The organism is Leuconostoc sp. JNUCC 76 (assembly GCF_053667755.1).
In genome coordinates this window covers 1,369,758-1,393,543 of record NZ_CM132206.1, presented here as the reverse complement: position 1 = coordinate 1,393,543, position 23,786 = coordinate 1,369,758, and the positions used below count along the sequence as shown (strand labels likewise).

Sequence of the window (23,786 nt, the reverse complement as noted above, 5' to 3'; positions counted from 1 at the left end):
ATTAAATGAAAGAGGTAGTATATGAAAGTTACAGAAGAAGTGTTTGGTACATTGCCTGATGGCGAAAAGGTAACCGCGTTTACGTTAGAAAACGTTAATCATACTCAAGTAACGGTTATATCGTATGGTGCGACATGGCAGTCTTTTTCTATTGAGCGATTAGGAGAGAAAAAAGAATTGCTTGTTCAATTTGATGATTTAGAGCAATACTTAGACAATCCTTTTCATTTTGGAAATACTATTGGACGTGTGGGTGGTCGACTATCTAAAACTGCATACAATTTATCTGGCACGGCATTTACATTAACACCAAATGAAAATGGGCATGTCTTACATTCAAGTGTAAATGGTTTTGATACGATTAATTGGCAAGGAACAGCACGCAACATGGGTACAGCTGCAGAAGTTGCTTTGTCACATACGTTTGACGATGAATTTCCTGGCCAATTACAGATGAATGTGACTTACACACTTTATGACGACGATAAGTTAACGATTAAGTTTAGTGGTGAATCAACAGAACCAACACTGTATAATCCTATGACACATGTTTATTTCAATCTAACAGGAAAAGATGCCGATATCACAAATCATGAGTTGCGAGTGGCATCTCACAAACATGTTGAAGTAGATGACGAAACAATTCCTACTGGCCGATTGGTAGAAAATCAGCATTCCAAATTTGACTTTTCACAGCTACGTAAAATAGGGGATGATCAATTTGATGATGCCTGGTTGCTAGATGAGCAGCGTGACGAAGTTGGTGTTATTGTGCAAGAGCCTGTTAGTCGCCGAACACTAACAGTCGATTCAGATCGGAATGGTGTTGTTATTTTTATGACTAATCCAGGAATCAAAGATCATGATGATGAATGGGCAGAAAATGCACCATTCACAGCTCTTGCTGTTGAAATGCAAACATTGCCGGACGCCGTGAATCATGAGGGATTTGGCGACATTGTGCTGCCAGCTAACCAGGTGAAAGAATACACGGTGACTTATAAGATAACAGATTAAATATTTCACTTGACTTTATTCAGCCTTACAGCTATGATTATTTATATTAGAACCGATGAATTGGAAAAATTACCGTCAGGACATGAAGAAATTTTGCGGAAGATGCGAGCAAAACAGAGACGTAATTTTGGACACCTTGGAGGTTGCTATTGATCAAGATAGCTCGTGGTTGCGCGTTAAGCAATTAAAGTGACATGAAAATGTTAAAATCTAAGGTGGTACCGTGCATTTGCGCCCTTAACGAGAAATCGTTGAGGGCGCTTTTTTCGGATTTTAAATAGCAAGATAAAAAATAATGGAGGAAATACGTTTGCAGTTGTTGATTATTTTTGGATAGCGATGAATATGTTAACTAATATGTCGTATATTTCAAAATTCTGATAAAAAACACTAAAAACGATAACAACTATGGCAAAACCTATATTTCAACGTCCCAAAGGAACAGCAGATTTACTGCCTCAAAAAACAGTACAGTGGCAACATGTAGAAGCAGTTGCCCGTGTTTTATTTGGTGACTATAATTTCAAAGAAATTCGCACACCGTTATTTGAAAATTTCGAAGTCTTTTCACGCTCAGCTGGTGATACATCTGATGTTGTGACAAAAGAAATGTATGATTTTCATGATAAGGGTGACCGTCACATCGCTTTGCGTCCGGAAGGTACCGCAGGTGTCGTCCGAGCATATGTGGAAAATAAGTTATATGGACCGGAATTTGACAAACCTTATAAGGCATTTTACATGGGGCCGATGTTCCGTTATGAACGGCCACAGGCTGGTCGTTTCCGTCAATTCCATCAAATAGGTGCAGAGGTATTTGGATCAGATTCGCCAGCATTAGATGCTGAAGTAATTGCGATGGTTATTGACTTTTTTCAAACGCTCGGGTTAAAAAATTTGAAAGTTGCGATTAATACCTTGGGAGATAAAGAGTCCAGGGATGCTTACCGACAAGCATTAATTGATTATCTGAAGCCACATTTTGATGAACTATCTGCAGATTCACAAGCTCGTTTAGAAAAAAATCCATTACGTGTATTGGACTCTAAAGCCCCCCGTGATCAGGCCTTTGTTGCAGATGCACCATCAATCCTGGACTTTTTGTCTGAAAAATCGACTAAACACTGGGAAAAGTTGCAAGCTATTTTAACTGCATTAAATTTAGACTTTGACATTGACACAACAATGGTTCGAGGATTGGATTATTATAACGACACAATTTTTGAAATCATGACTACAGATGAAAGTCTAAAAGGCGCTGCAACAATTGCTGGTGGCGGTCGTTACTCTGGTTTGGTTGAGGAATTTGGTGGTCCGGAAACACCAGGTGTTGGCTTTGGTATTGGTGTAGAACGTTTGCTGGATTTATTGCAAGCGCAAAATGTTGCCCCAACAGAAGAACAGAATTTAGACTTTTACGTAGTTAATATCGGTGATACTACTGATGTTATCGCAACAAAAATTGTTCAAGCTGTTCGATCATTTGGTTACGTTGCTGAACGTGATTATTTGTCAAAATCAGCGAAAGCACAGTTCAAGGCAGCTGATCGTCATCATGCCAAATATGTCATAACGATTGGCGAGCAAGAACTTGAAGAACAAATTGTTAACATCAAGAATATGACAAATGGCGAACAAAAGTCTGTTCGATTGTCAGAATTATATACCAATTTACCACTTATCATGGATGCAGAAGGGGACAAGGAATGAAACGTACTAATTACGCAGGATTAATTGATGAAACTTATTTAGGCCAGACAGTCACATTGACCGGTTGGGTACAAAAACGACGTGATTTTGGAGACTTGATATTCGTTGATTTACGTGATCGAGAAGGTATCGTTCAATTAACTTTTAACGCAACAAACGCTGACGCCCTAGCAGTCGCAGAAAAAGTTCGTAGTGAATATGTTCTAAAAATTACTGGTCATGTTATTGAACGTGCTGAAAATCAAATTAACACAAAAATAAAATCTGGAACAATCGAAGTCGATGTAACAGAGGCGGAAATTTTGTCAACGTCAAAAACACCACCATTTTATATTGAAGATGATGTGAATGCCAATGAAGAATTGAAGTTACAGTATCGTTACTTAGATTTGCGCCGCCCTGAGATGCAAAAAAACTTACGCATTCGTTCAAAAATTATGAGTAGCGCCATGCATTTTATGGATACTCATGATTTTATTAACATCGAAACGCCCGTACTGGCAAAATCAACACCGGAAGGGGCCCGTGACTATTTAGTACCATCTCGTGTTTTCCCAGGATCATTTTATGCCTTGCCACAATCACCACAATTATTTAAACAATTGTTGATGGGCGCAGGATTCGATCGTTATTTCCAAATTGCCCGCGCCTTCCGTGATGAAGATTTGCGTGGTGACCGTCAACCAGAATTTACACAAATGGACGTAGAAACGTCATTTATGACGGCCGATGAAATCCGTGAATTGGTCAATGCATGGGTTAAGGCGATGATGCATGACGTTGTAGATTTTGATCTTGATACAGCTAAAATTCCAACTTTGACATGGCAAGAATCTATGGATCGCTTTGGTACTGATAAGCCAGATTTACGTATAGCTTACGAAATCAAGGATTTGTCTGAAACGGTAAAGAATAGTGAATTTGGTGTGTTTGCAAATGCTATTAAAGGCGGCGGTGTTGTTAAAGCGTTGGCTGTTCCTGGTGGGGCTGACCATTATTCACGTAAAGACATTGATAAGCTAACAAAATACATCGAACGTTTCGGCGCAAAAGGTTTAGCTTGGATGAAAGTAGCGCAAGAAGGCCTGACCGGTCCTATTGCTAAATTCTTTGATGACGAAGCACAGGCAGCACTGATTGCTTCGGCAGACGCTCAAGTCGGAGATTTGTTGTTATTTGGTGCCGGACGTGCTGATATCGTTTCAGCGACTCTAGATTATTTGCGTCGTGAAACAGCTAAAGAATTAGATTTGATTGATCAAACGAATCCTTGGGCATTTGCTTGGATTGTGGATTGGCCATTGTTTGAATACTCTGAAGACTTTGACCGCTGGATTGCTGCTCATCACCCATTCACGATGCCAAATGAGGAAGACTTACACTACTTGAATGATGGTGAAGATCCTCATAAGGCGCATGCTCAAAGCTACGATTTAGTACTAAATGGTTACGAACTAGGATCTGGATCAATTCGTATTCATCGTATGGATATTCAAGAAAAGATGCTAAAAGCACTTGGATTTACTCCTGAAAAAGCACATGAAGCCTTTGGATTTTTGCTTGAGGGTATGGAATATGGTTTCCCACCAATGGGTGGTATCGCACTAGGATTGGATCGTTTGGCAATGCTACTAGCTGGCCAAGAAAATATTCGTGAAGTGATTGCTTTCCCAAAGAATTCACGAGCTACTGAACCAATGACTGAGGCACCAACTCGTGTTGAAGGCAAACAACTGAACGAATTAGGATTGTTTGTTCCAGACGCAGAGTAATTGTTATCATACAAATTCGTGTTATTATTAGTTTAGATAAAACTTGGAGATAAATGTGTGTTATACATTAGATTTTTTATCGTGTAACATGCATATTGATTATGCAAAAAATTGTTCACAATTTTATGAAAAACCAATACGCTAGTCGTATTGGTGGCGCAGTATTTTATGGTGTAATCGTTGCCTTTGCAATGAATTATTTCTGGCATCCAGGGCATATTTATTCCTCTGGATTCACAGGATTTGCCCAACTTGTTTCAACTTTAACCGGTGATAGAATTCCCGTCGCTTTAGCGCTAGCCTTAGTTAACTTACCAATGTTAGCCATTGCATGGTGGAAGCTGTCGTGGAGATTTGCTATCTTTACGACGTTAGCAGTTTTGCTCAGTTCGGCGTTAATTCCCGTCTTTGATACCACGCGTGTTTTAACAACGGACCCGTTAATAAATGCCATGTTTGGTGGTGCGCTTAATGGTATGGCGGTTGGTACAGCATTACGGTATGGCGTCGGAACAGGTGGTTTAGATGTTATTGGTCTCTTAGTTAAGAAGCATTACGGCTTTAAAATGGGACCAATTAATTTATCTTTCAATGCCTTGATTATGGTAGGTGCTGGGATAACATATGGTTGGAAGTATGCTTTGTACTCAATTGTAGGTGTTATTATTAGTTCGCGAATGATAGATGTTTTCTATACACGTCAGCAGCAAATGCAAGTGATGATTATTACTACTAAACCAGATGAAATGGTGGATAGTATTCAGAATAAGCTTCGACGAGGTGTTACCATTATCGACGAGGCACGTGGTGGTTACACTGGGAGAGAACGTTCGGTGTTACTAACCGTTATCACGCAACAAGAACGATTTGAGTTACGAGAAGCGATTAAAGAGATTGATGAACAAGCTTTTTCTTCCACTTGGAAAATCGAACATACTGTGGGACGTTTTTACGAGCCAGAGTTATAGTAAAAAAGGAGACAACATAGTGTTGTCTCCTTTTTTATCCTATTTTATTTTTTACACTGTTACTGTATTTTTAGAAGCAAACTTTCGGTGAGAAAGGTAACCGAAGACTATCGTGAACAGAATTGCGCCGATGGCAGCAACACGAGAGTCTGCTTGAAAGAACAAACTGACGTAAATGCTGACGAAGAATAGCAATGTTAGTGGACTAGTCCACTTGTATCCTGGCATCAGGAAGCCATCTGGCATAAAATTAGTTGATTCTCGGAATTTACGATGAGCATACATTGTCATTGCATAAACGATGATATACATGTTTGATGAGATCGATGTAATTAAACTGAACGCACTAGTAATCTGTGGGATTGAATTAATCACAGGTGATATTAACACTAAGATAGCTGTGAATATGATTGCTTTAGCAGGAACGCCATTTGATGAAATTTCACGAAAGTTAATCATGAATTTTGAATCTGATTCTTCAGCAAGTTGATAGAAATGACGGCCTGCTGAATAGATAGCTGAATTTAATGCTGAAGCAGCAGATGTCAATACGACAAAGTTAATGACAGTAGCAGCTGCTTTGAACCCTGCTAGTTGGAACACCATGACAAAGGGACTAGAATTTGGTGTTTTAGCAATAACATGCCAATTAATAATTGACATAATGATAATCATAGCACCTAAGTAGAAAATCAAAATACGGATAATAATTGTGTTGATAGCATTTGGTAGAACCTCACGAGGATTCTCTGTTTCAGCTGTTGTAATTCCAACGAATTCCATACCTTGAAAGGCGAAAAAAACCATTGGGAACGCAGCAAAGAACATAGAAGCACCATTCGGAAATAGTGAAAAGTTTGAAAATACATTTCCAAATGAAGCAACTGTATTACCACCGCTTGCAGGGGCTTTAAATCCTGTAAATATTAGTACTAATCCTACTGCAATCATTGCGACAATTGCAATGATCTTAATCATTGCAAACCAGTATTCTGTTTCACCAAATACTTTAACAGCAATTAAATTAATCATAGTTAAAACAAACAAAAAGATAATTTGAATTATCCAAGTTTTCCAACTTGGGAACCAAAACTTAACGTAAGTTGATACGGCCGTTAATTCTGCCATAGCTACGAAAAGTAGTCCAATCCAATAGGACCATCCAGCGAAATATCCCGCTCCAGCCCCAACATACTTACTGATAAAAGAAACAAATGTATGTTGGGAAGGATCTGCATAAAGCATTTCACCAATACCCCGCATCATCATAAAGAAAAATGCACCAAGCACTGCGTATACAATCAAAATTGATGGCCCAGTTTTAGCAATAGAGTTTCCAGCTCCCAAGAAAAGTCCTGTACCAATGGTACCGCCAATGGCAATCATCTGTACGTGTTTCTTTTTCAAACCACGTATGGTACCATCGGCATTCATCGTTGCGTTTTTTTGTTGACTCATAAATATTATGCCTCCTCGACTGATAACAATTCTAACACATTTATCATTAAAACCTCATTTATTAGTGAACAAAAAACAGGATGATCTATTGTGCATTGTGCCTAACCAAGTAACAAAAAAGCCAATTGAATATCGACCAAAACATCAGGCATATCAAGGTTAACATCTAATAACTCAGATATCTTTTTCAGACGATAATTAATAGTATTCCGGTGTACAAACATGTCAGAAGCGACAGCAGTTACATTTTGATGCAAGAACATATAGGTCTCTAATGTTTTGAGAAGACTAGGATTGTCTAAAATTGGGCCCAGTATTCTTTCCACAAAAGCATCACTTTCTTGCTTAGGTAACAAGTTTAACATTTCTTGTGCACTCTTGGGTCTAAACCGCATAATTGGATGTGCTACTGATGTCAATTGAAGCGCGTGGTTAGCCTGCTCATAAAGATCTGCTAATGCATGAATGGGCTCTGCGACTCGAGAAAAGCCAACAGTAAAATCATATTCTAACTTTGATTGTGATGTTAGAAAATCGTATAATTCTTTGAGAAATGCGCGTGTATCAATTTTATTGTCAACTAACAAAATTAGTTGTTGTTTATAGGAAAATAGAAGTACAGACCAGTTTGATTCGTTAACAAACCAGCGCGTCAGTGCTTGTAATATTTCAAATTGATGTGTTTCAATCACTGTTTTTTTCGCTGTAAAGTCAATGACTGCTACGCGATAGGGATTTTTAGAATCAATGTTTGCGTTCTTTAGATAATTGTCAATCGCATCATCACTTAGCCCGTGTTGCATGATGTTCAAAAAGAAGCCAGAACGGTTGCGAAACTCAGTTTCATTTAACAAATCGGTTCTCGAATTTGAAAATCCCAATGCAGTAATTACCTGTTCGCGTTTTAAAAGTTCAAAATCTGATAATGTCTTATTTGGACTCATAATAGCTACAAAGGCTTTATTTTCGTTTAGAGCAGAAAAAATAGGAGAAATCTCAAAAATTGTGTTATTGAAGGTAACGTGAACTTTTTGAGTTAAATTTAAATAATCAATCCCGGATTCTTCTCGTAAAAATTTGGTGAAAAAGTCACGTTGCGGAAGTAAATCAGTACTGGCATACAAGGCACGAAAATGTGAGTCCAATAGGGTTAGTGGTGCTTCTAAAATTTCCGCGCTCAAATTTAACAGATGTTGATAGGTATTATTAGTTTGCATCGTTGATAGCTGGTGATTAATATTAACGATTTGATGCAATTCGCCCGTATGAGTGTTCAGAATAATATCAGTGATATTTTGAATGGTTTGTGGCATCAATTCATCATTCGGGGTCATGAGAATTGGCACTCGACGTTTGTTGGCTAATATAATAATATCACGAGGCAACTGTGATAAATGTCGATTTGTCTTAATGCCTAAGCCAGCAGCATTATGATGATCTAGCGCGATAATTAAGTCTCGCAGTAATGTCCAATCTTCTTTGAACAAAAAGCCAGTAGTGAGCAGTAATTGACCAGGAGCAATATAGGCATCAAAATCTGGTGCATCAATCATACCCACTTGACTGACCTCACGATTGAGCCCTTCGGCGCCTGCTAAAATTGGGTATTCTGCTAATACGGGGTTAGCTAATAATTCTTTAACATTCATAATTGACCTCCAATTGTATTGTTACTATTATGCCATGTTTGCTTATTGTGTACAAATAAAATTAAAAATGTTGTGCAATATGACGGTGATTATTTTTTATGCGTTCGTTACAGTAAAGAAAACATTATGAGGTGAGCGTATGCAACGTACAGAAAAGAAAATTGTCAGCAATATTTTAAAGGGATCCTTAGGTAATTTAATTGAGTGGTTTGATTGGTATGTTTATGCCTCGTTCTCTATCTATTTTGCCCCATCATTTTTCCCCAGCCATGACAAAACGGCTGCATTATTAAGTACGGCAGGAGTTTTCGCAATTGGATTTTTGATGAGACCTTTAGGAAGTTTAGTGTTAGGTAAATATGCGGATCAACATGGTCGCCGGGCCGCATTAACCTTATCAGTATTGATTATGGCCACAGGTTCGCTTGTAATTGCGATAACGCCTAGTTACCATGTAATAGGAATTGCTGCACCAATCATCTTGGTGTTGGCAAGGCTATTCCAAGGGTTATCGTTGGGTGGAGAATATGGTACTTCAGCAACTTACCTTTCTGAAATGGCCAGTCGCGGACATCGTGGCTTTTATGCCTCATTTCAATATGTGACATTAATCAGTGGACAGCTCATTGCCTTGGGTGTTCAAATTGTTTTACAATCAATGCTATCAGAAGAAATGTTGACTGACTGGGGTTGGCGTATTCCATTTGTTATTGGTTCTCTAGGAGCTATCGTGGTATTGTTCCTTCGTTTGAGCATGGAAGAATCTGACCAATTTAAGGCGCAAAAGAAAAACAATAATGGTAGTCTGCGGCTCTTATTAAAGTATCCAAAATCTGTCATGACGGTAGTTGGATTAACACTTGGTGGGACAATCGCTTTCTACACTTATACAACTTATTTACAAAAGTTTATGATTAACTCTGTTGGATTACCAACACAAGAAGTCACGCTAATCAACTTTGCAGCATTATTTATTTTTATGATTTTACAACCTATCGCCGGTGCATTATCGGATAAAATAGGTCGTAAGCCATTATTATTTTGGTTCGGTATTATGGGGACAATATTTACAATTCCTATTTTTCTCACTTTGCAACAAGTGAAAACGGGGATGGGGGCTTTCTTACTCATGCTGGCTGGATTGATTATTGTTACAGGTTATACGTCAATTAATGCAATTGTTAAAGCTGAAATGTTCCCAACTGAAATTCGTGCATTAGGTGTAGGATTGCCTTATGGTTTGACGGTCGCTATTTTTGGTGGCACGGTTGAATACGTTGCCTTGTACCTGAAAAAAATAAACCACGAAAATTTGTTTTTTGTCTATGTCACTGTAGTTGTGTTCATTAGTTTGCTAGTTTATTGGCGCATGACGGATACAAAGCACACATCTAAGCTTGATCACTAATGATGTTGGAAATTGCTATGAAATGCATGATTACAGTGTTGATAGTATTGACGATTACGCGAAAGTCTGTCATAATAAATAAGTATTTACTGCATGTCGTTTAACGAAATAAAATGCGAGAAAGGAGGGTTATCACATGGCAAAGGTCATCGTACGTAAGAACGAATCTTTGGATGATGCATTGCGTCGCTTTAAGCGTGGTGTTTCAAAAGACGGTACTCTCCAAGAATACCGTAAGCGCGAATACTATGTTAAGCCTTCAGTTGCTCGTAAATTGAAGTCTGAAGCAGCACAAAAGCGTAACAAGAAGAAGGGTCGTTAATTCGATTCTAAAACGTCACTTAGGTGGCGTTTTTCTTTTATGGTAGAATAACAATAGATTGAATTTTGAAAGGTTGATATACATGAGTTTATTAGAAGAGTTAAATAATGATATAAAGCAGGCCATGAAAGACAAAAATAAAGATGTTTTGTCAGTGATTCGCATGGTTAAATCAACGGTTATGAACGAGCAGATTAATTTAGGCCATGATTTAACAAAGGAAGAAGAATTAACAGTCCTCTCACGTGAAGTTAAACAACGTCAAGATTCGTTGACAGAGTTTGAAAAAGGCAATCGAGAAGATTTAGCTGCTGGTATTCGCGCAGAGCTAGCTATTTTAGCAAAGTATTTGCCAGAACCTTTGAGTGACGAAGAGGTTATCGAAATGGTGAAGGATGCAATCCAAAAGACGGGCGCTACATCTCCAAAAGATATGGGTAAGGTGATGGGTATTGTCACACCTCAAGTCAAAGGAAGGGCTGACGGTAAATTTGTTGCTAATCAAGTGAAAAATCTGTTAAAAGGTTAATTGACCGTTATAGATTATGTAAACCACACATGGTAAACTATAAGTATTATAAAAAGTGCGTGATGTTGCGTACGTTAAGGAAAACGCTATGAATCCAAAAGTTGGAACAATAATTAAAGCAAACGTTACTGATGAAAATGAGAAATATTTCTTTGCACAAGTCGATGGCTTTACATATGAAATTGACAAGGCAGAACTTGAGAAGCCACTCAAAATCGGCGGATTTGTGACCGGATTTGCTTATGAAAATGAAGGACACAAACTACAAATCACCAAGAAAACGCCTGCTGTACAGAAATCAGTCTACGGTTGGGGAACAGTCGTAGCGAATCGACATGATTTGGGTGTCTTTGTTTCAATTGGCTTGCCCAATAAGGATATCGTTGTTTCTCTTGATGATCTACCAACGATTTCAACACTTTGGCCACAAAAAGGTGACAAATTGATGATTGCCATTAAAGAAGATCATAAAGGCCGTTTGTGGGGTGAAATAGCTCAACAGCATATTATTAATGCTGTATCACGTCGTGCACCGGAAAGTATGAAATCGACCACAGTTAAGGCCACAGTTTATCGTAACAAAATGGCAGGTACTTTGGTTATTACTGATGAATATTACCTTGGTTTTATTCATCCTTCGCAACGTGACGATGAGCCACGTTTAGGACAAGTCGTTGATGCACGTGTTATTGGCGTCCGTGATGATGGCACATTAAATCTATCACTGAAACCTTTGGCCTATAAGACCATGGATGAGGATGCACAATTCTTATTGTTGCAATTGCAACGACGGGCGGATCATTTCTTACCATTCAATGATAAAAGTAACCCAGAGGCAATTAAGCGTCAATTTGGATTTAGTAAGAGTCAGTTCAAACGAGCCTTGGGTCATTTATACAAGGATAGACTAATTGAACAAATTGACGATGGTATAAAATTAGTTGAGAAATGATGCAAGAAATTGACAATGCGATAGTGGATTATCTACACTATATTCGAATTGAACGTGGCTTATCTGAAAATACAATTAAGAGTTACCACCAAGATTTGGTACAATTTGGTGAGTATCTAAATGGTGAAAAACTGGTGCTTGATCAAGTTGATCATATTGTTATCTTGTCATGGTTGAATCAACTCAGAGATCTAGGCAAATCCAATAGTTCAGTTATTAGAATGGTTACGACATTGCGTAACTTTTTTGGCTATTTAGTGCGAGAAAAAGTGGTCGCCCATAATCCAATGAGTGATGTTCGCCCACCCAAAAAAGCGGAGCACCTACCAGCAGTTTTGAGCATCGAAGAAATTGACCGTTTATTACAAGTATCGATAGAAGATACACCACTTGGTCTTCGAAATAGAACATTGCTAGAAGTGATGTACGCAACTGGTTTGCGTGTCAGTGAATTGGTTAATTTAAAAATGAGTGACCTTCATTTGCAATTGGGATTGATTCAAACGCTTGGAAAAGGTGACAAAGAACGTATTATTCCAATTGGTGAAATTGCGATTGATTGGCTGACTCGATATTTTAATGAAAGCCGTACTGTTTTACTTAAAGATAAAGAGTCTCCTTATGTTTTCTTAAACGATCGTGGAAATCAAATTTCACGACAGGGAATATGGAAGATTATAAAAAAGTTAGTAACAACTGCTGGAATAACTAAAGATGTTTCTCCCCATACACTTCGTCATTCTTTTGCTACTCATATTTTAGAAAACGGCGCTGATTTGCGTATAGTTCAAGAATTATTGGGACATGCGGATATTTCGACAACGCAAATTTATACCCATATTTCGAAAAAAAGACTTAGTGAAGTGTATGATGAATACCACCCCAGAGCGTAAAAATTATGTTGACACAATCAAGACAATCAGATGAAAAAACAATTATGGGTATTTTATCGTTGCTGCCAGGCCTACGTGAAATATCTCATTTAAATGCGGAAATAGCATGGTATCATGATAATGAAGCAAGATCTTTATATGTTTGGCAAAAAGAGTCCCAAGGACAAGTACTTGGTGTTCTAGGTGTTGAGATTTATAATAACAATATTGCTATAATTCGTCATGTTGCCTTGACCCCCGAGTCACGCAGTGTCAGAAACTACTTTGACATGATTTCTGATTATCAAGAGCAACATCCTGAAACCTTTTTAATGGGTACCTTGGATAATCAAAAGTTAATTAACAAATGGAGAAAAGCAACATCGCGCAAAACGGTCTAACAATTAAATTAAGTGACTTTGAAGGACCAATCGATCTGTTATTACACTTAATTAAGAAATCCGAGATGAATATTTTTGATTTGCAAATTGCTGACATTACATCTCAGTATTTAGATTTTATTCATGCACAACAGGCTATGCAGCTTGATGTAGCAAGTGAATATTTAGTGATGGCTGCTACTTTAGTTAAGATAAAGTCCGCTGATTTGTTACCAGAAGAAGAGCCAGATGATTATGCCGTAGATGAAGAGTATGCGGATCCACGTGAAGAGTTGATGCTACAATTATTGACCTACAAACAATTTCAAGTGGCAAGCGAATCTTTGCGTGAACGTGAACAATTAAAACAACAATCCTTTCCACGTACTCAAATGAAGGCTCCTGATAATTTGGAACATCCCATAACTTTAGCTCCTGGTTTATCGTTAGGAGATTTACAAACAGCTTTTGCTCAACTATTGCGGCGAAAAAAGCAGGAAAAACCTATCAGAAGGCATGTTACTGCGGAAACATATTCTCTAGAGGAAGCTGTTAACAACATCAATAAACATTTATTACAGCATCAAACAGGTGATATGATTTCATTTGCTTCTTTTTTTGATGATATTTATAAGCGGGAACATTTGGTAGTCACTTTTTTGGCGTTATTAGAAATGGCCAAAGATAGAAGATTAAAATTACACCAAGAACACCAACAACAAGAAATTTATGTAGAAATTGAGGCGTTTGGCGAAGATGAATAATTTAAGTCAAATAGAAGCACTATTGTTCGTATCTGGCGATGAAGGCATTTCCGTGAAAAATATGAGCATTATCACTGGATTTGATCGTTCAGCAATACAAGGATTGCTTGAAGAACTTGTGTTAAAGTATGATACTGATTTAAGTAGTGCATTACAAATTCGTGAAAGTGACGATGTGTATCGCCTAGTGACTAAACCGGAACTTGGTGGCACAGTAAAACAGTATTTTGATTCACCTGTAAATGCAACATTATCGCAAGCACAACTCGAAACACTAGTTATTGTCGCTTATAAGCAGCCAATTACACGTGTTGAAATTGATACAATTCGTGGTGTGCAATCCTCAGGGACTTTACAGAAGCTAGCATTAAGGCAACTAGTCCACGAAGTTGGCAGAAAAGACGAACCAGGACGTCCCATCATGTTTGGTACTACCGATGAATTTTTGGACTATTTTGGTTTGAAAAGTATTGAAGAACTACCTCCGTTACCTGATTTTAATATGTTAGAGTTAGGTGATGATATTGATGGAGAACTATTTACGAGTGCATTTGATGTACATCAATCAGAAAGTGAAAAAGAAAATGTCTGAAGAAGCACAGAGACTGCAAAAAATTATTGCCCAAGCGGGTCTAGCATCCCGACGGGGTGCCGAAGAATTGATCATCAAAGGGCGTGTTCAAGTTAATGGGCAAACTGTTACCGAATTAGGTACAAAAGTTACTGCAAATGATAAAGTACAGGTCGACGGTGCGCCAATTGAAGGGCGTGAGAAATTAGTTTATTACTTGTTAAATAAGCCTCGTGGGGTTGTGACAACCAATGATGATGAAAAAGGTCGTCGTACGGTGTTGGATATCTTAGAGGATGTGGATCAACGCGTTTATCCAGTTGGCCGTCTAGATTATGATACAACTGGTGTTTTGTTATTAACCAATGATGGTGTAGTTGCTAACCAATTAATGCATCCTAAAACTAAAGTCGATAAGACTTATGTTGCAAAGGTTGAAGGCATTGCAACTGAAGAAAAGTTAGCTCCTTTGAAACGTGGGGTGGTCCTAAAAGGTCGTAAAACTGCTCCAGCTCGCGTTTCCATTGAAAGAATTGAGCAGACAAAGAGAACAAGTATGGTCCGTCTAACTATTCATGAAGGTCGTAATCATCAGGTCAAAAACATGCTTGCGAAGGTTGGTCTACCAGTACAAAAGCTCAAGCGTGAGCAGTATGCCTTTTTTGATGTCACTGGTCTACAGCCGGGTGAGTACCGTAAATTAACAAGCGTAGAGATCAAACGCTTAAAGGCACAAGATTACAAATTGTTGCGTCGTAAGTAACACCGTGATACAATAAAATCAAATTTAATAATAACTTCAGGGTCGGGTGTGATTCCCAACCGGCGGTGAGACATGAATTTTCATGGTAAGCCCGCGACCTGCTTTTGCAGCTGATCTGGTCAAAATCCAGAGCCGACCGTAAAGTCGGGTATAAAGAAGTCTAAAAAAGAAAGTGAAAGCTGCATTTTTTGTTGTACCCTGACAAAATCTGTGGTTTTTTGTTTGCATTTACCTGTGGGTAAGCAAACAAGAGGAAAGAAATATGTCAATTGTTCCTGTAACGCGAGTGCAACGTACTACATTAATTGCAATACTAAGCGCTATTTCATTTGGTTTGATGCTGTTTCCCCAAGTGCCAATCATTCCAAGTGCTGATTTTTTAAAGCTAGATTTTTCAATCGTACCAGTTGTCATTGGCTTATACTGGTTAAATTATTCTGCCTCACTATGGATTATTTTAATCCGTACCTTGCTGAAGTTAATTCTGGCAAATGAGGGGGTTAACACTTATTTAGGATTGCCGGTTAATTTATTGGTTGTGTTAGCTTTTGTCACAGTTTTAAAAATTACAATGTTTAATCTGGAGCAGTATAGTAGTTGGCAAAAAAAAATCATACCGTTAATAAGCAGCACGTTTGTCATGACAATTGTTGCGATTGTTATCAACTGGTTTGTAGCTATACCTTTGTATGCGAGGTTTGCTAATTTCGACATTGCTAAATTCATTGGTTTAAAAAACTATTTTATTGGTATGGTGTTACCGTTTAATCTTATTGAGGGTATTATATGGTTTGTCGTGAGCATGATTATATTAAGGGCAATACAGCCACTACAGAGAAGGTTCCATTCTTAACAAAACATTATGAACAAAGTCGGTGTTGGTGTGGTAAAATTTTATGTGAACCAATAAAATGGAGGTCGTTTCTATGAACGATTTTGACCTAAACAACATGAGCCGCTCAAAGCGTCCCAAAAAAGATAAACTTGAACCAAAATTTTCCCGAAAGTCAGATTCAAAATTTCCGAATAAAGGGTTTCGTGTTCTGTTTGTTGTATTAGCGCTTGCAATTATATCTTTTGTGCCTGTGTATGGCATGATTGCTAATCAAAAATCATCCAAGCCACAAACGGCTGTTTCTTCAAGTGCAAAACGTTCATCAACCACTAAATCTACATCATCTGAATCTTCTGAATCATCATCCGAGTCAAGTGTATCAAGTTCTTCTGAAGAAGAATCAGTAAGTAGCAGTGAAGCTGCTTCAAGTGAGGAATATGCTAGTTCATCTTCTACTGAGCCGGCTGAATCAAGTTCATCATCAAGTAGTTCCACAACCACCACTGCAGTTTTGGGTACTAGTCAAACGCTGTATAATTTTGCGGTTACGCATGGGATGACAACTAGCCAAGTTATTGCATTAAATCCAGGGTTAACAGTTGACAATTACACACAGTATGCTGGCACTGCATTAAACATTCAGTAAGAGGACTTTTTATTATTATGACGAATTTTCAAGTTGCCATTGATGGCCCAGCTTCTGCCGGTAAGTCTACAATTGCCAAAATCTTAGCAACAAATCTAAATTATGTGTATGTTGACACAGGTGCAATGTACAGAACAATAACTTTAGCTGCAAAAAAGAACGGCATTGCTTATAATGATGAAGAAAAAATAAAAAACTTATTGTCACAAACGGAAATACGCTTTGAACCTAGTACACCAGTTCAACGTGTATTTTTGAATGATGTCGATGTCACGGACGAAATTCGTTCCACTGAAGTGACTAACAATGTATCTGTAGTGGCTTCTTTTGCGGATGTACGTTCTAATTTAGTCAATCGCCAACGTGAAATAGCTAATAGTAACAGTGTGATTATGGATGGCCGCGATATCGGTACAACTGTGTTACCAGAAGCAGATGTCAAAATTTTTCTTGTAGCAAGTGTTGATGAACGTGCTCAACGACGTTATAAAGAAAATGTTGCTAAAGGAATGACTACTGATCTCGAAACATTGAAGCGTGAAATTGAAGCGCGAGATTACAAGGATTCCCATCGTCAAATTAGTCCACTAACACAAGCGAAGGACGCAATTTTAGTGGATACAACAGGCCAAAGTATTGACGATGTTGTGGCTAAAATAGCCAATATTATTGAAAATAAAATTAGTTTCTAATTTACACGGTTAAACCGTGTTTTTTACTATACAAGAACTAAAATATTTGGTACACTATATTCATAGTGTAAATTGTAGGAGGACGTTTGACGTCATGAGTGAAACAAACAACGAGCTTTTAGCAGCTCTCGAGAGTGCAGATCAAATTAAGGTAGGAGATGTCGTTACAGGCGAAGTATTAGCCGTTGATAACGATAACCAAGCAGTTATTGGTTTGCATACCGGTGAAGAAGGAGTTGTGCCAGCGCGTGAGTACTCAGACGATCGTAACATTAATCTGGCAGACGAATTGAAGGTTGGTGACAGTGTTGAAGCTGTTGTCATCTCTAATGTAACAAGCGACAAGGAAGGCGTATCTTACTTGTTGTCAAAGAAGCGTTTAGAAGCACGTAAGGCATGGGAAAACTTGTCATTTGGTGAAGGTGACACAGTTGATGCTAAGGTTATCAATGCCGTACGTGGTGGTTTAGTTGTCGATGTTAATGGTGTTCGTGGCTTTGTACCCGCATCAATGGTTGCTGATCGTTTCGTGTCAGATTTGAACCAGTTTAAGAATAAAGATATTAAAGCACAAGTTATTGAAATTGATGCTGCAAAGGCACGTTTAATCTTGTCACGTAAGGCAGTTGCAGCACAAGAACGCGCAGCACAATTAGCAGAAGCATTTGAAAAGCTATCAGTTGGTGAAGTTGTTGAAGGTAAAGTTGCACGTTTGACTGACTTCGGCGCATTCGTTGACTTGGGTGGCGTTGATGGTTTGGTACACGTTTCAGAAATTTCTCATGATCGTGTTAAGAATCCTGCTGATGTTTTGACAAAGGGTGAAACAGTTAACGTTAAAATTTTAGCCTTGGATGCTGAAAAGGGACGTATTTCATTGTCAATCAAGGCTACACAACCTGGACCTTGGGATAAGGTTGCTGAAGAAGCTCCTGCCGGAACAGTTCTTGAAGGAACTGTTAAGCGTGTAAAAGACTTCGGCGCTTTCGTTGAAATTTTCCCTGGTATCGAAGGGTTAGTTCACGTGTCACAAATTTCACACAAGCGTATCGAAAACCCTTCAGAAGTTTTGAAGTCAGGCGACAAAGTTCAAGTTCAAGTTTTGGATGTTAAGCCTACCGAAGAACGCATTTCATTGTCAATGAAGGCACTGGAAGAAAAGCCAGAACGTGAAGATCGTGGAAATTCAAAGGATAGCTCAGCATCACGTGCAGATATTGCTGCTTATAAGCAACAAGATGATTCAGCTGCAACATTGGGCGACCTCTTTGATGGTAAGTTCTAAGAATTCTATTGAAAAGAACTGGTTCGCCAGTTCTTTTTTTATGATAAATTTATTTATACAAAGGAGGTGCCAAAATGTCAGCACCAATAGTAGCAATTGTCGGTCGACCAAATGTTGGTAAATCAACTATTTTCAACCGTATGGCGGGAGAAAGAATTGCGATCGTTGAAGACATGCCCGGTGTCACGCGAGATCGCTTGTATGCACCAGCTGAATGGTTAAATTATGAATTTCGAATGATTGATACCGGTGGTATCGAAATCGGCGATGCACCGTTTTTAGCGGAAATACGTGGACAGGTAGAATTAGCAATTAATGAAGCTGATGTTATTGTGATGGTTGTTTCCGGCCGAGAAGGATTAACTGAGGCTGATGAAGTGGTTGCACGCATGCTATATAAATCTGATAAGCCTGTTGTTCTGGCTGTCAACAAAGTAGATAATCCTGAAATGCGTCATGATGTCTATGATTTTTATGCACTAGGTCTTGGGGATCCATTCCCAGTTTCAGGATCACACGGTTTGGGATTAGGTGATTTACTTGATGAAATCGTAAAGCATTTTCCTGATGAAGCTGCTGAACAAGAAGACGATGCGATTCGTTTTAGTATAATTGGCCGTCCAAATGTCGGTAAATCATCAATTGTGAACGCCATGCTTGGTGAAAAACGTGTGATTGTTTCTGATATTGAGGGGACTACTCGTGATGCTATTGATACACGATTTGTGACTGAAAAGGGTGACGAATTTGTGATGGTTGATACAGCCGGTATGCGAAAGCGCGGGAAAATCTATGAGAATACTGAAAAGTATTCCGTGATGCGTGCTATGAAAGCTATTGACGATAGCAACGTTATTTTGATGGTTATTGATGCGGAAGCAGGAATTAGAGAACAAGATAAACACGTGGCTGGGTTTGCTCATGAAGCTGGGCGAGCAATGATCATTGTTGTCAATAAATGGGATGCGATTGAAAAGAATGATCGAACAATGTCTGATTTTGAGAATCTAATTCGTGATGAATTTAAATTCTTAGACTATGCTCCGATTGTATTTGTTTCTGCTAAGACAGGGCAACGTTTAGATAGATTACCACAAATGGTTAAAGATGTTGATGATAATCATCGTAAGCGTATAACATCTTCAACATTAAATGATGTCATTATGGATGCTATTGCAATAAATCCAACACCTTCGGATAATGGTCGTCGTTTACGTGTATATTATGCGACACAAGTCGCAACGCAACCACCAACATTTGTCATATTTGTTAATGATGTCGAACTTATGCATTTTTCATATGAACGATTCTTAGAAAATAAAATTCGAGAATCATTTGACTTTACTGGTACGCCAATCAAACTCATTGTTCGCGCACGAAAGTAAACGTTGCAAAAATATGTTTTTAATGTAACACAAATGTTACGAAATCCCGAAAACCCTTGATAACACTACACATTTGGCGATTCTTATGTTATTCTAGTTACATGAAATAATGTTTCGACAGATTTCACGGAACGCTTCATGCGTTAAAAAAACTCTTATTAGGAGACAAGAAAATGGCTAACAAGCAAGAATTAGTAGATTCAGTTGCTAAGGCAACAGGTTTGACAAAGAAGGATGCTACTGCATCAGTTGACGCAGTTTTTGCATCAATCGAAGAAGCATTGAAGAACGGTGAAAAGGTTCAATTGATCGGCTTTGGTAACTTTGAAGTTCGTGATCGTGCTGCTCGTAAGGGCCGTAACCCACAAACGGGTGAAGAAATTCAAATTGCTGCCTCAAAGGTACCTGCATTTAAGCCAGGTAAAGCTTTGAAGGATGCCGTTAAGTAATTAATAGCCATAATATGATCCAAATAAATTAAGAGCAGGCTCAACATGGGCTTGTTCTTTTTCTTTTTAGCATGGTATTTTAAAAATTGAGATTGGATTCGAGATTGAAAGGTTATTTTTCCGATAATTATTAGGTAAGTGGCTAGATACAATCTAAAATCATGACTAAATCAAAGCATTGAGAAGACGAATGAAAAGAGGATAGGAGAGGATAGGCAAAACGGTCAATCAATTTAAAAATGAATTCCATGTTATTATGGAATTCATTAGATTGAGTATAAGTATTACTACTGTAGTATTTAAAGAGATTTATGCGATCGAACACTAATAACAGCGTTTACCTCAGGATAAATATCTGTGTGAACGAGGTTTAATTCTTCTGCGAGTGCATTCGCAGTATTAGCAACATCAATTTGATTGAATTGCGATAAACAGAATCCTGTTTCGCCCTTTTCAACTTTTTCCTTTATCATATTGGCAACTTGTTTATTGAAAGCCATATGAACCCCCTTATAAATTTTACTTAACTCTAAATGAGCTAGTAACTTAAGAATACCACTTTACAAACGCTTAAACAAAAATATACGGTTTAATCCTCACAATTATCAAAGTAATCATTAAAAAAATGACGCATTGGTACCGAATTAATTGATCTCGATAAAAAGCGACTAGACTAGGCGTGCAGGATTACCCACAGCAGTAGAATAGGCGGGAACATCTTTTAAAACCACAGCATTAGCACCAACTTTACTATTGGCACCAATAGTAATATTGCCCAATATTTGCGCATGAGCACCAATGAAACTGTTGCTCTCGATATGAGGGTGCCTACGTTTTGTCACCGTATGACGAGCACCCAGAGTGACACCATGTAGTATGGTTACACCATCATCAATGATTGCAGTTTCACCAATAACAACACCCACGCCGTGATCAATAAACACGCCATGACCAATTTGTGCACCGGGTGCAATAAATATATCAGTTCGTTTGGCTGACCAACGAGCAACGATAGCGGCAAGCAAATAACGGTGATGAATATGAAGCCAATGAGCAATGCGGTGAAACCACAGTGCATGTAAACCGGGGTAAGTTAAAATCACCAGCACAATGCTTTTTGCGGCCGGATCGCGCTTTAGAATTGATTTAGCAGTAAAAAACATTTTTTCTCCACTATTATTTCAATTGATTAAAACTTTGTTCTAGATCTTCAATTAAATCTTTAATATCTTCAACACCCACAGAGAGACGGATTAGTTCGTCTTGAATACCGTGAGAAATTCGGATATTATGAGGAATGGCGCCGTGAGTCATTTTAGCTGGAATTTCAATTAGGCTTTCAAGTGCACCTAAACTCTCTGCTAAGGTAATGATTTTTAAGTTACTAATGAATTGTTCTGGATTCAGCCCAGCTTTTAGCTCAAATGAAATCATGGCACCAAAGCCATTCATCTGTTGTTTGGCTAAAGCGTGGTCAGGATTATCAGGATCACCGGGAAAATATATTTTACCAACTTTATCTTGTGTTTTAAGGTAGTCAAATATTGTTTGAGCATTTGACTGGTGAGCACGCATTCTTAATCCAAGCGTTTTCATACCTCGTTGTAGGAGCCAGCTTTCCTGAGGGGCTAAAATTGCACCAATTGCATTTTGTAAGAACTTAATTTTCTCACTGAGTTCCTCGCCTTTGGTAACAACTAAGCCGGCAATAAGGTCGCTATGACCACCTAAATACTTTGAAGCACTGTGAACAACAATATCCACACCTAAGTCAATTGGATTTTGTACATATGGAGAAGCAAATGTGTTGTCAACAATACTTAATAAATTATGACGATGAGCAAGTTCGGAAATTGCTTTGATATCACTAATGCGCAATAGAGGATTAGTTGGTGTTTCAAGGTAAATGGCGACAGTATTATCTTGAATAGCTTCCTGAATAGCAGATAAATCACGGGTATCGACAATTGTAAATGTTTGACCTGTTCTTTTTAGGACATTGTCAATTAGCCTAAATGTACCACCATAAACATCATTTCCAACAATAATGTGATCCCCAGATGAAAATAGTGAAAAAATAGTGCTTATCGCAGCAGATCCTGATGCAAAAGCAAAGCCAGCAGTACCATTTTCTAAGTCTGCAATTAAGCTTTCTACGGCTTCACGAGTTGGGTTGCCAGATCTTGAATACTCATATTTTGCCTCGCCAATTTTAGTTTGCTTAAAGGTTGAAGCCATATGAATTGGGACAGATACGGCTCCAGTTGATTGGTCAATACTAATGCCACCATGAATAAGTTGTGTATCAAATTTCATTTTTCTTTCCTCAGTTTCCATAAATATTTGTGCTCATGTAACGCTCGCTGCTGTCTGGAAATATCGTTACAATATTACTTTGTGGCGGTAATGTTTCTGCCATCTGTAGGCTAGCAGCTAAGGCTGCGCCACTTGAACTACCAATAAAAAGTCCTAGGTTCTTGGCAGCATATCGAACTTGCTGAAAGGCATTGTCATCACTAATAGTTAATGTTTTGTCAATGTGAATTGATTCGAAGAATGGTGGCACAAATTCAACACCAATACCTTCTGTGCGGTGAGCATGCGCTGGGCCACCATTTAAAATAGATCCTTCGGGTTCTACAACAATATTTTTTATAGTTGCATCATATTCACTAAGGTATTTGGCAATTCCAGCAAAAGTTCCACCACTACCGGCACCGGCAACAAAAGCATCAATTTTTTCGTTTTTCAAATCTGTAACGATTTCTGGTGCTATTGTTTGGTAATATGTTTCAGGATTAGCAGGATTAGCAAATTGCATTGGTAAGTAGCTGTTTTCAATTTCGGCAGCTATTGATTTTGCTTTGGAAATGGCACCTTTAATGCCTTCATTAGAAGGTGTGTTGATGATTGTTGCGCCCAATGCTTTCATGAGTTGCTGTTTTTCAGCGCTGAATTTCTCAGGTACAACAAGAATGGTTGGCAATTTATGTTGTTGTGCAGCTAATGCCAAGCCAATACCAGTATTTCCGGCAGTCGGCTCAATAATCGTTGAATTTTGATTAATTAAATTTTGCTGCCAAGCATCTGATATTAAGAATTGTCCTAAACGGTCTTTAATGCTACCACCAGGATTGAACATCTCCAGTTTTGCAAAAATACGACTTTGGTTTGGAACAGGTATTTGCAGTTCAATTAGCGGTGTTTGGCCAACTAATTGATATATGTTTTTGATTAGCATAATGTATCCTTGTATAATTTTTAGTAAAAAACAAACAAAAAACGCGCAAATTCAATTGAATTCCCGCGTTTTGATGGTTTAACTGTGTAAGAAGAAAATCTTAAGTTATGATATACCT

General features: G+C 38.3%; 25 protein-coding genes and 1 riboswitch. Of the genes, 19 read left to right on the top strand and 6 right to left on the bottom strand.

Annotated elements, in window-relative coordinates:
• Positions 1-21: 21 nt before the first annotated feature.
• The 4 genes from JNUCC76_RS07055 to JNUCC76_RS07040 all read left to right on the top strand — a co-directional run bounded on the left by JNUCC76_RS07055 (position 22) and on the right by JNUCC76_RS07040 (position 5,467).
• Complete coding sequence (locus JNUCC76_RS07055; protein ID WP_454153747.1) at positions 22-1,017, top strand: aldose epimerase family protein; 996 nt, start codon at positions 22-24, stop codon at positions 1,015-1,017.
• Positions 1,018-1,425: 408 nt separating this feature from the next.
• Positions 1,426-2,727 (top strand): histidine--tRNA ligase, encoded by a 1,302-nt coding sequence (hisS, locus tag JNUCC76_RS07050; protein ID WP_454153746.1) that lies wholly within the window; start codon positions 1,426-1,428, stop codon positions 2,725-2,727.
• Positions 2,724-4,499 carry an aspartate--tRNA ligase gene (aspS, locus tag JNUCC76_RS07045; RefSeq protein WP_454153745.1) on the top strand — a complete coding sequence of 592 codons (1,776 nt, stop codon included), beginning with the start codon at positions 2,724-2,726 and terminating at the stop codon, positions 4,497-4,499. Before hisS ends, aspS begins: the two co-directional genes overlap by 4 nt.
• A 101-nt stretch (positions 4,500-4,600) precedes the next feature.
• Positions 4,601-5,467 (top strand): YitT family protein, encoded by an 867-nt coding sequence (locus JNUCC76_RS07040; RefSeq protein WP_454153744.1) that lies wholly within the window; start codon positions 4,601-4,603, stop codon positions 5,465-5,467.
• Positions 5,468-5,518: 51 nt separating this feature from the next.
• Here JNUCC76_RS07040 and JNUCC76_RS07035 read toward each other — a convergent pair whose 3' ends face one another.
• A complete protein-coding gene (locus JNUCC76_RS07035; protein WP_454153743.1) occupies positions 5,519-6,925 on the bottom strand; it encodes an amino acid permease in 1,407 nt (468 codons plus the stop codon).
• A gap of 101 nt (positions 6,926-7,026) precedes the next feature.
• On the bottom strand, positions 7,027-8,574 hold the full coding sequence (locus JNUCC76_RS07030; RefSeq protein ID WP_454153742.1) for a PucR family transcriptional regulator: 1,548 nt from the start codon (positions 8,572-8,574) through the stop codon (positions 7,027-7,029).
• A 139-nt stretch (positions 8,575-8,713) separates the two neighbouring features.
• On the opposite strand from JNUCC76_RS07030, the gene JNUCC76_RS07025 reads away from it, so the two are divergent.
• The 15 genes from JNUCC76_RS07025 to JNUCC76_RS06955 all read left to right on the top strand — a co-directional run bounded on the left by JNUCC76_RS07025 (position 8,714) and on the right by JNUCC76_RS06955 (position 20,427).
• Positions 8,714-9,982, top strand: coding sequence for an MFS transporter (locus JNUCC76_RS07025; protein WP_454153741.1), 1,269 nt, complete (start codon positions 8,714-8,716; stop codon positions 9,980-9,982).
• A 136-nt stretch (positions 9,983-10,118) separates the two neighbouring features.
• Entirely contained in the window at positions 10,119-10,304 is a 186-nt protein-coding gene (rpsU, locus tag JNUCC76_RS07020; protein ID WP_011680015.1) for a 30S ribosomal protein S21, read from the top strand.
• Positions 10,305-10,386: 82 nt separating this feature from the next.
• Positions 10,387-10,833 (top strand): GatB/YqeY domain-containing protein, encoded by a 447-nt coding sequence (locus tag JNUCC76_RS07015; RefSeq protein WP_454153740.1) that lies wholly within the window; start codon positions 10,387-10,389, stop codon positions 10,831-10,833.
• Between the two features lie 88 nt (positions 10,834-10,921).
• Positions 10,922-11,785, top strand: a complete 864-nt coding sequence (locus JNUCC76_RS07010) for a CvfB family protein (RefSeq protein WP_454153739.1) — start codon at positions 10,922-10,924, stop codon at positions 11,783-11,785.
• A complete protein-coding gene (gene xerD, locus JNUCC76_RS07005) occupies positions 11,782-12,678 on the top strand; it encodes a site-specific tyrosine recombinase XerD (RefSeq protein ID WP_454153738.1) in 897 nt (298 codons plus the stop codon). Before JNUCC76_RS07010 ends, xerD begins: the two co-directional genes overlap by 4 nt.
• 5 nt (positions 12,679-12,683) lie before the next feature.
• Entirely contained in the window at positions 12,684-13,058 is a 375-nt protein-coding gene (locus JNUCC76_RS07000) for a riboflavin biosynthesis protein RibT (protein ID WP_454153737.1), read from the top strand.
• Positions 13,025-13,801: a segregation and condensation protein A gene (locus JNUCC76_RS06995; RefSeq protein ID WP_454153736.1), complete on the top strand. Its 777-nt coding sequence runs from the start codon at positions 13,025-13,027 to the stop codon at positions 13,799-13,801. The genes JNUCC76_RS07000 and JNUCC76_RS06995 overlap by 34 nt, the downstream gene beginning before the upstream one ends.
• Positions 13,794-14,393, top strand: a complete 600-nt coding sequence (gene scpB / locus JNUCC76_RS06990; protein WP_211636490.1) for an SMC-Scp complex subunit ScpB — start codon at positions 13,794-13,796, stop codon at positions 14,391-14,393. The genes JNUCC76_RS06995 and scpB overlap by 8 nt, the downstream gene beginning before the upstream one ends.
• Positions 14,386-15,135 (top strand): pseudouridine synthase, encoded by a 750-nt coding sequence (locus tag JNUCC76_RS06985; protein WP_454156549.1) that lies wholly within the window; start codon positions 14,386-14,388, stop codon positions 15,133-15,135. Before scpB ends, JNUCC76_RS06985 begins: the two co-directional genes overlap by 8 nt.
• Before the next feature lie 28 nt (positions 15,136-15,163).
• A riboswitch (FMN riboswitch) is annotated at positions 15,164-15,300 on the top strand.
• 97 nt (positions 15,301-15,397) lie between these two features.
• Positions 15,398-15,988 carry an ECF transporter S component gene (locus JNUCC76_RS06980; RefSeq protein WP_454153735.1) on the top strand — a complete coding sequence of 197 codons (591 nt, stop codon included), beginning with the start codon at positions 15,398-15,400 and terminating at the stop codon, positions 15,986-15,988.
• 73 nt (positions 15,989-16,061) lie between these two features.
• On the top strand, positions 16,062-16,616 hold the full coding sequence (locus JNUCC76_RS06975) for a peptidoglycan-binding protein LysM (protein ID WP_454153734.1): 555 nt from the start codon (positions 16,062-16,064) through the stop codon (positions 16,614-16,616).
• 14 nt (positions 16,617-16,630) lie between these two features.
• On the top strand, positions 16,631-17,308 hold the full coding sequence (cmk, locus tag JNUCC76_RS06970) for a (d)CMP kinase (RefSeq protein WP_454156547.1): 678 nt from the start codon (positions 16,631-16,633) through the stop codon (positions 17,306-17,308).
• A gap of 94 nt (positions 17,309-17,402) precedes the next feature.
• On the top strand, positions 17,403-18,593 hold the full coding sequence (gene rpsA / locus JNUCC76_RS06965) for a 30S ribosomal protein S1 (protein ID WP_211636487.1): 1,191 nt from the start codon (positions 17,403-17,405) through the stop codon (positions 18,591-18,593).
• A gap of 74 nt (positions 18,594-18,667) precedes the next feature.
• The gene (der, locus tag JNUCC76_RS06960; RefSeq protein WP_454153733.1) at positions 18,668-19,978 is read left to right on the top strand and encodes a ribosome biogenesis GTPase Der; all 1,311 of its coding nucleotides are present in this window, start codon (positions 18,668-18,670) and stop codon (positions 19,976-19,978) included.
• 173 nt (positions 19,979-20,151) lie between these two features.
• Positions 20,152-20,427: an HU family DNA-binding protein gene (locus JNUCC76_RS06955; protein WP_002814789.1), complete on the top strand. Its 276-nt coding sequence runs from the start codon at positions 20,152-20,154 to the stop codon at positions 20,425-20,427.
• A gap of 299 nt (positions 20,428-20,726) precedes the next feature.
• On the opposite strand, the gene JNUCC76_RS06950 is transcribed toward JNUCC76_RS06955, so the two are convergent.
• The 4 genes from JNUCC76_RS06950 to JNUCC76_RS06935 all read right to left on the bottom strand — a co-directional run bounded on the left by JNUCC76_RS06950 (position 20,727) and on the right by JNUCC76_RS06935 (position 23,668).
• Complete coding sequence (locus JNUCC76_RS06950; protein WP_454153732.1) at positions 20,727-20,927, bottom strand: hypothetical protein; 201 nt, start codon at positions 20,925-20,927, stop codon at positions 20,727-20,729.
• A 168-nt stretch (positions 20,928-21,095) separates the two neighbouring features.
• Positions 21,096-21,590 carry a serine O-acetyltransferase EpsC gene (gene epsC / locus JNUCC76_RS06945; protein ID WP_454153731.1) on the bottom strand — a complete coding sequence of 165 codons (495 nt, stop codon included), beginning with the start codon at positions 21,588-21,590 and terminating at the stop codon, positions 21,096-21,098.
• A gap of 13 nt (positions 21,591-21,603) precedes the next feature.
• Positions 21,604-22,743: a trans-sulfuration enzyme family protein gene (locus JNUCC76_RS06940; protein WP_454153730.1), complete on the bottom strand. Its 1,140-nt coding sequence runs from the start codon at positions 22,741-22,743 to the stop codon at positions 21,604-21,606.
• A gap of 10 nt (positions 22,744-22,753) precedes the next feature.
• A complete protein-coding gene (locus JNUCC76_RS06935) occupies positions 22,754-23,668 on the bottom strand; it encodes a PLP-dependent cysteine synthase family protein (RefSeq protein ID WP_454153728.1) in 915 nt (304 codons plus the stop codon).
• Between the last annotated feature and the right edge of the window lie 118 nt (positions 23,669-23,786).

Bases quoted from the DNA above. Each gene is read 5' to 3' on its own strand.
- JNUCC76_RS07055 (WP_454153747.1), top strand. From the start codon at position 22: ATGAAAGTTACAGAAGAAGTGTTTGGTACATTGCCTGATGGCGAAAAG.
- hisS (WP_454153746.1), top strand. From the start codon at position 1,426: ATGGCAAAACCTATATTTCAACGTCCCAAAGGAACAGCAGATTTACTG.
- aspS (WP_454153745.1), top strand. From the start codon at position 2,724: ATGAAACGTACTAATTACGCAGGATTAATTGATGAAACTTATTTAGGC.
- JNUCC76_RS07040 (WP_454153744.1), top strand. From the start codon at position 4,601: ATGCAAAAAATTGTTCACAATTTTATGAAAAACCAATACGCTAGTCGT.
- JNUCC76_RS07035 (WP_454153743.1), bottom strand. From the start codon at position 6,925: ATGAGTCAACAAAAAAACGCAACGATGAATGCCGATGGTACCATACGT.
- JNUCC76_RS07030 (WP_454153742.1), bottom strand. From the start codon at position 8,574: ATGAATGTTAAAGAATTATTAGCTAACCCCGTATTAGCAGAATACCCA.
- JNUCC76_RS07025 (WP_454153741.1), top strand. From the start codon at position 8,714: ATGCAACGTACAGAAAAGAAAATTGTCAGCAATATTTTAAAGGGATCC.
- rpsU (WP_011680015.1), top strand. From the start codon at position 10,119: ATGGCAAAGGTCATCGTACGTAAGAACGAATCTTTGGATGATGCATTG.
- JNUCC76_RS07015 (WP_454153740.1), top strand. From the start codon at position 10,387: ATGAGTTTATTAGAAGAGTTAAATAATGATATAAAGCAGGCCATGAAA.
- JNUCC76_RS07010 (WP_454153739.1), top strand. From the start codon at position 10,922: ATGAATCCAAAAGTTGGAACAATAATTAAAGCAAACGTTACTGATGAA.
- xerD (WP_454153738.1), top strand. From the start codon at position 11,782: ATGATGCAAGAAATTGACAATGCGATAGTGGATTATCTACACTATATT.
- JNUCC76_RS07000 (WP_454153737.1), top strand. From the start codon at position 12,684: ATGTTGACACAATCAAGACAATCAGATGAAAAAACAATTATGGGTATT.
- JNUCC76_RS06995 (WP_454153736.1), top strand. From the start codon at position 13,025: ATGGAGAAAAGCAACATCGCGCAAAACGGTCTAACAATTAAATTAAGT.
- scpB (WP_211636490.1), top strand. From the start codon at position 13,794: ATGAATAATTTAAGTCAAATAGAAGCACTATTGTTCGTATCTGGCGAT.
- JNUCC76_RS06985 (WP_454156549.1), top strand. From the start codon at position 14,386: ATGTCTGAAGAAGCACAGAGACTGCAAAAAATTATTGCCCAAGCGGGT.
- JNUCC76_RS06980 (WP_454153735.1), top strand. From the start codon at position 15,398: ATGTCAATTGTTCCTGTAACGCGAGTGCAACGTACTACATTAATTGCA.
- JNUCC76_RS06975 (WP_454153734.1), top strand. From the start codon at position 16,062: ATGAACGATTTTGACCTAAACAACATGAGCCGCTCAAAGCGTCCCAAA.
- rpsA (WP_211636487.1), top strand. From the start codon at position 17,403: ATGAGTGAAACAAACAACGAGCTTTTAGCAGCTCTCGAGAGTGCAGAT.
- der (WP_454153733.1), top strand. From the start codon at position 18,668: ATGTCAGCACCAATAGTAGCAATTGTCGGTCGACCAAATGTTGGTAAA.
- JNUCC76_RS06955 (WP_002814789.1), top strand. From the start codon at position 20,152: ATGGCTAACAAGCAAGAATTAGTAGATTCAGTTGCTAAGGCAACAGGT.
- JNUCC76_RS06950 (WP_454153732.1), bottom strand. From the start codon at position 20,927: ATGGCTTTCAATAAACAAGTTGCCAATATGATAAAGGAAAAAGTTGAA.
- epsC (WP_454153731.1), bottom strand. From the start codon at position 21,590: ATGTTTTTTACTGCTAAATCAATTCTAAAGCGCGATCCGGCCGCAAAA.
- JNUCC76_RS06940 (WP_454153730.1), bottom strand. From the start codon at position 22,743: ATGAAATTTGATACACAACTTATTCATGGTGGCATTAGTATTGACCAA.
- JNUCC76_RS06935 (WP_454153728.1), bottom strand. From the start codon at position 23,668: ATGCTAATCAAAAACATATATCAATTAGTTGGCCAAACACCGCTAATT.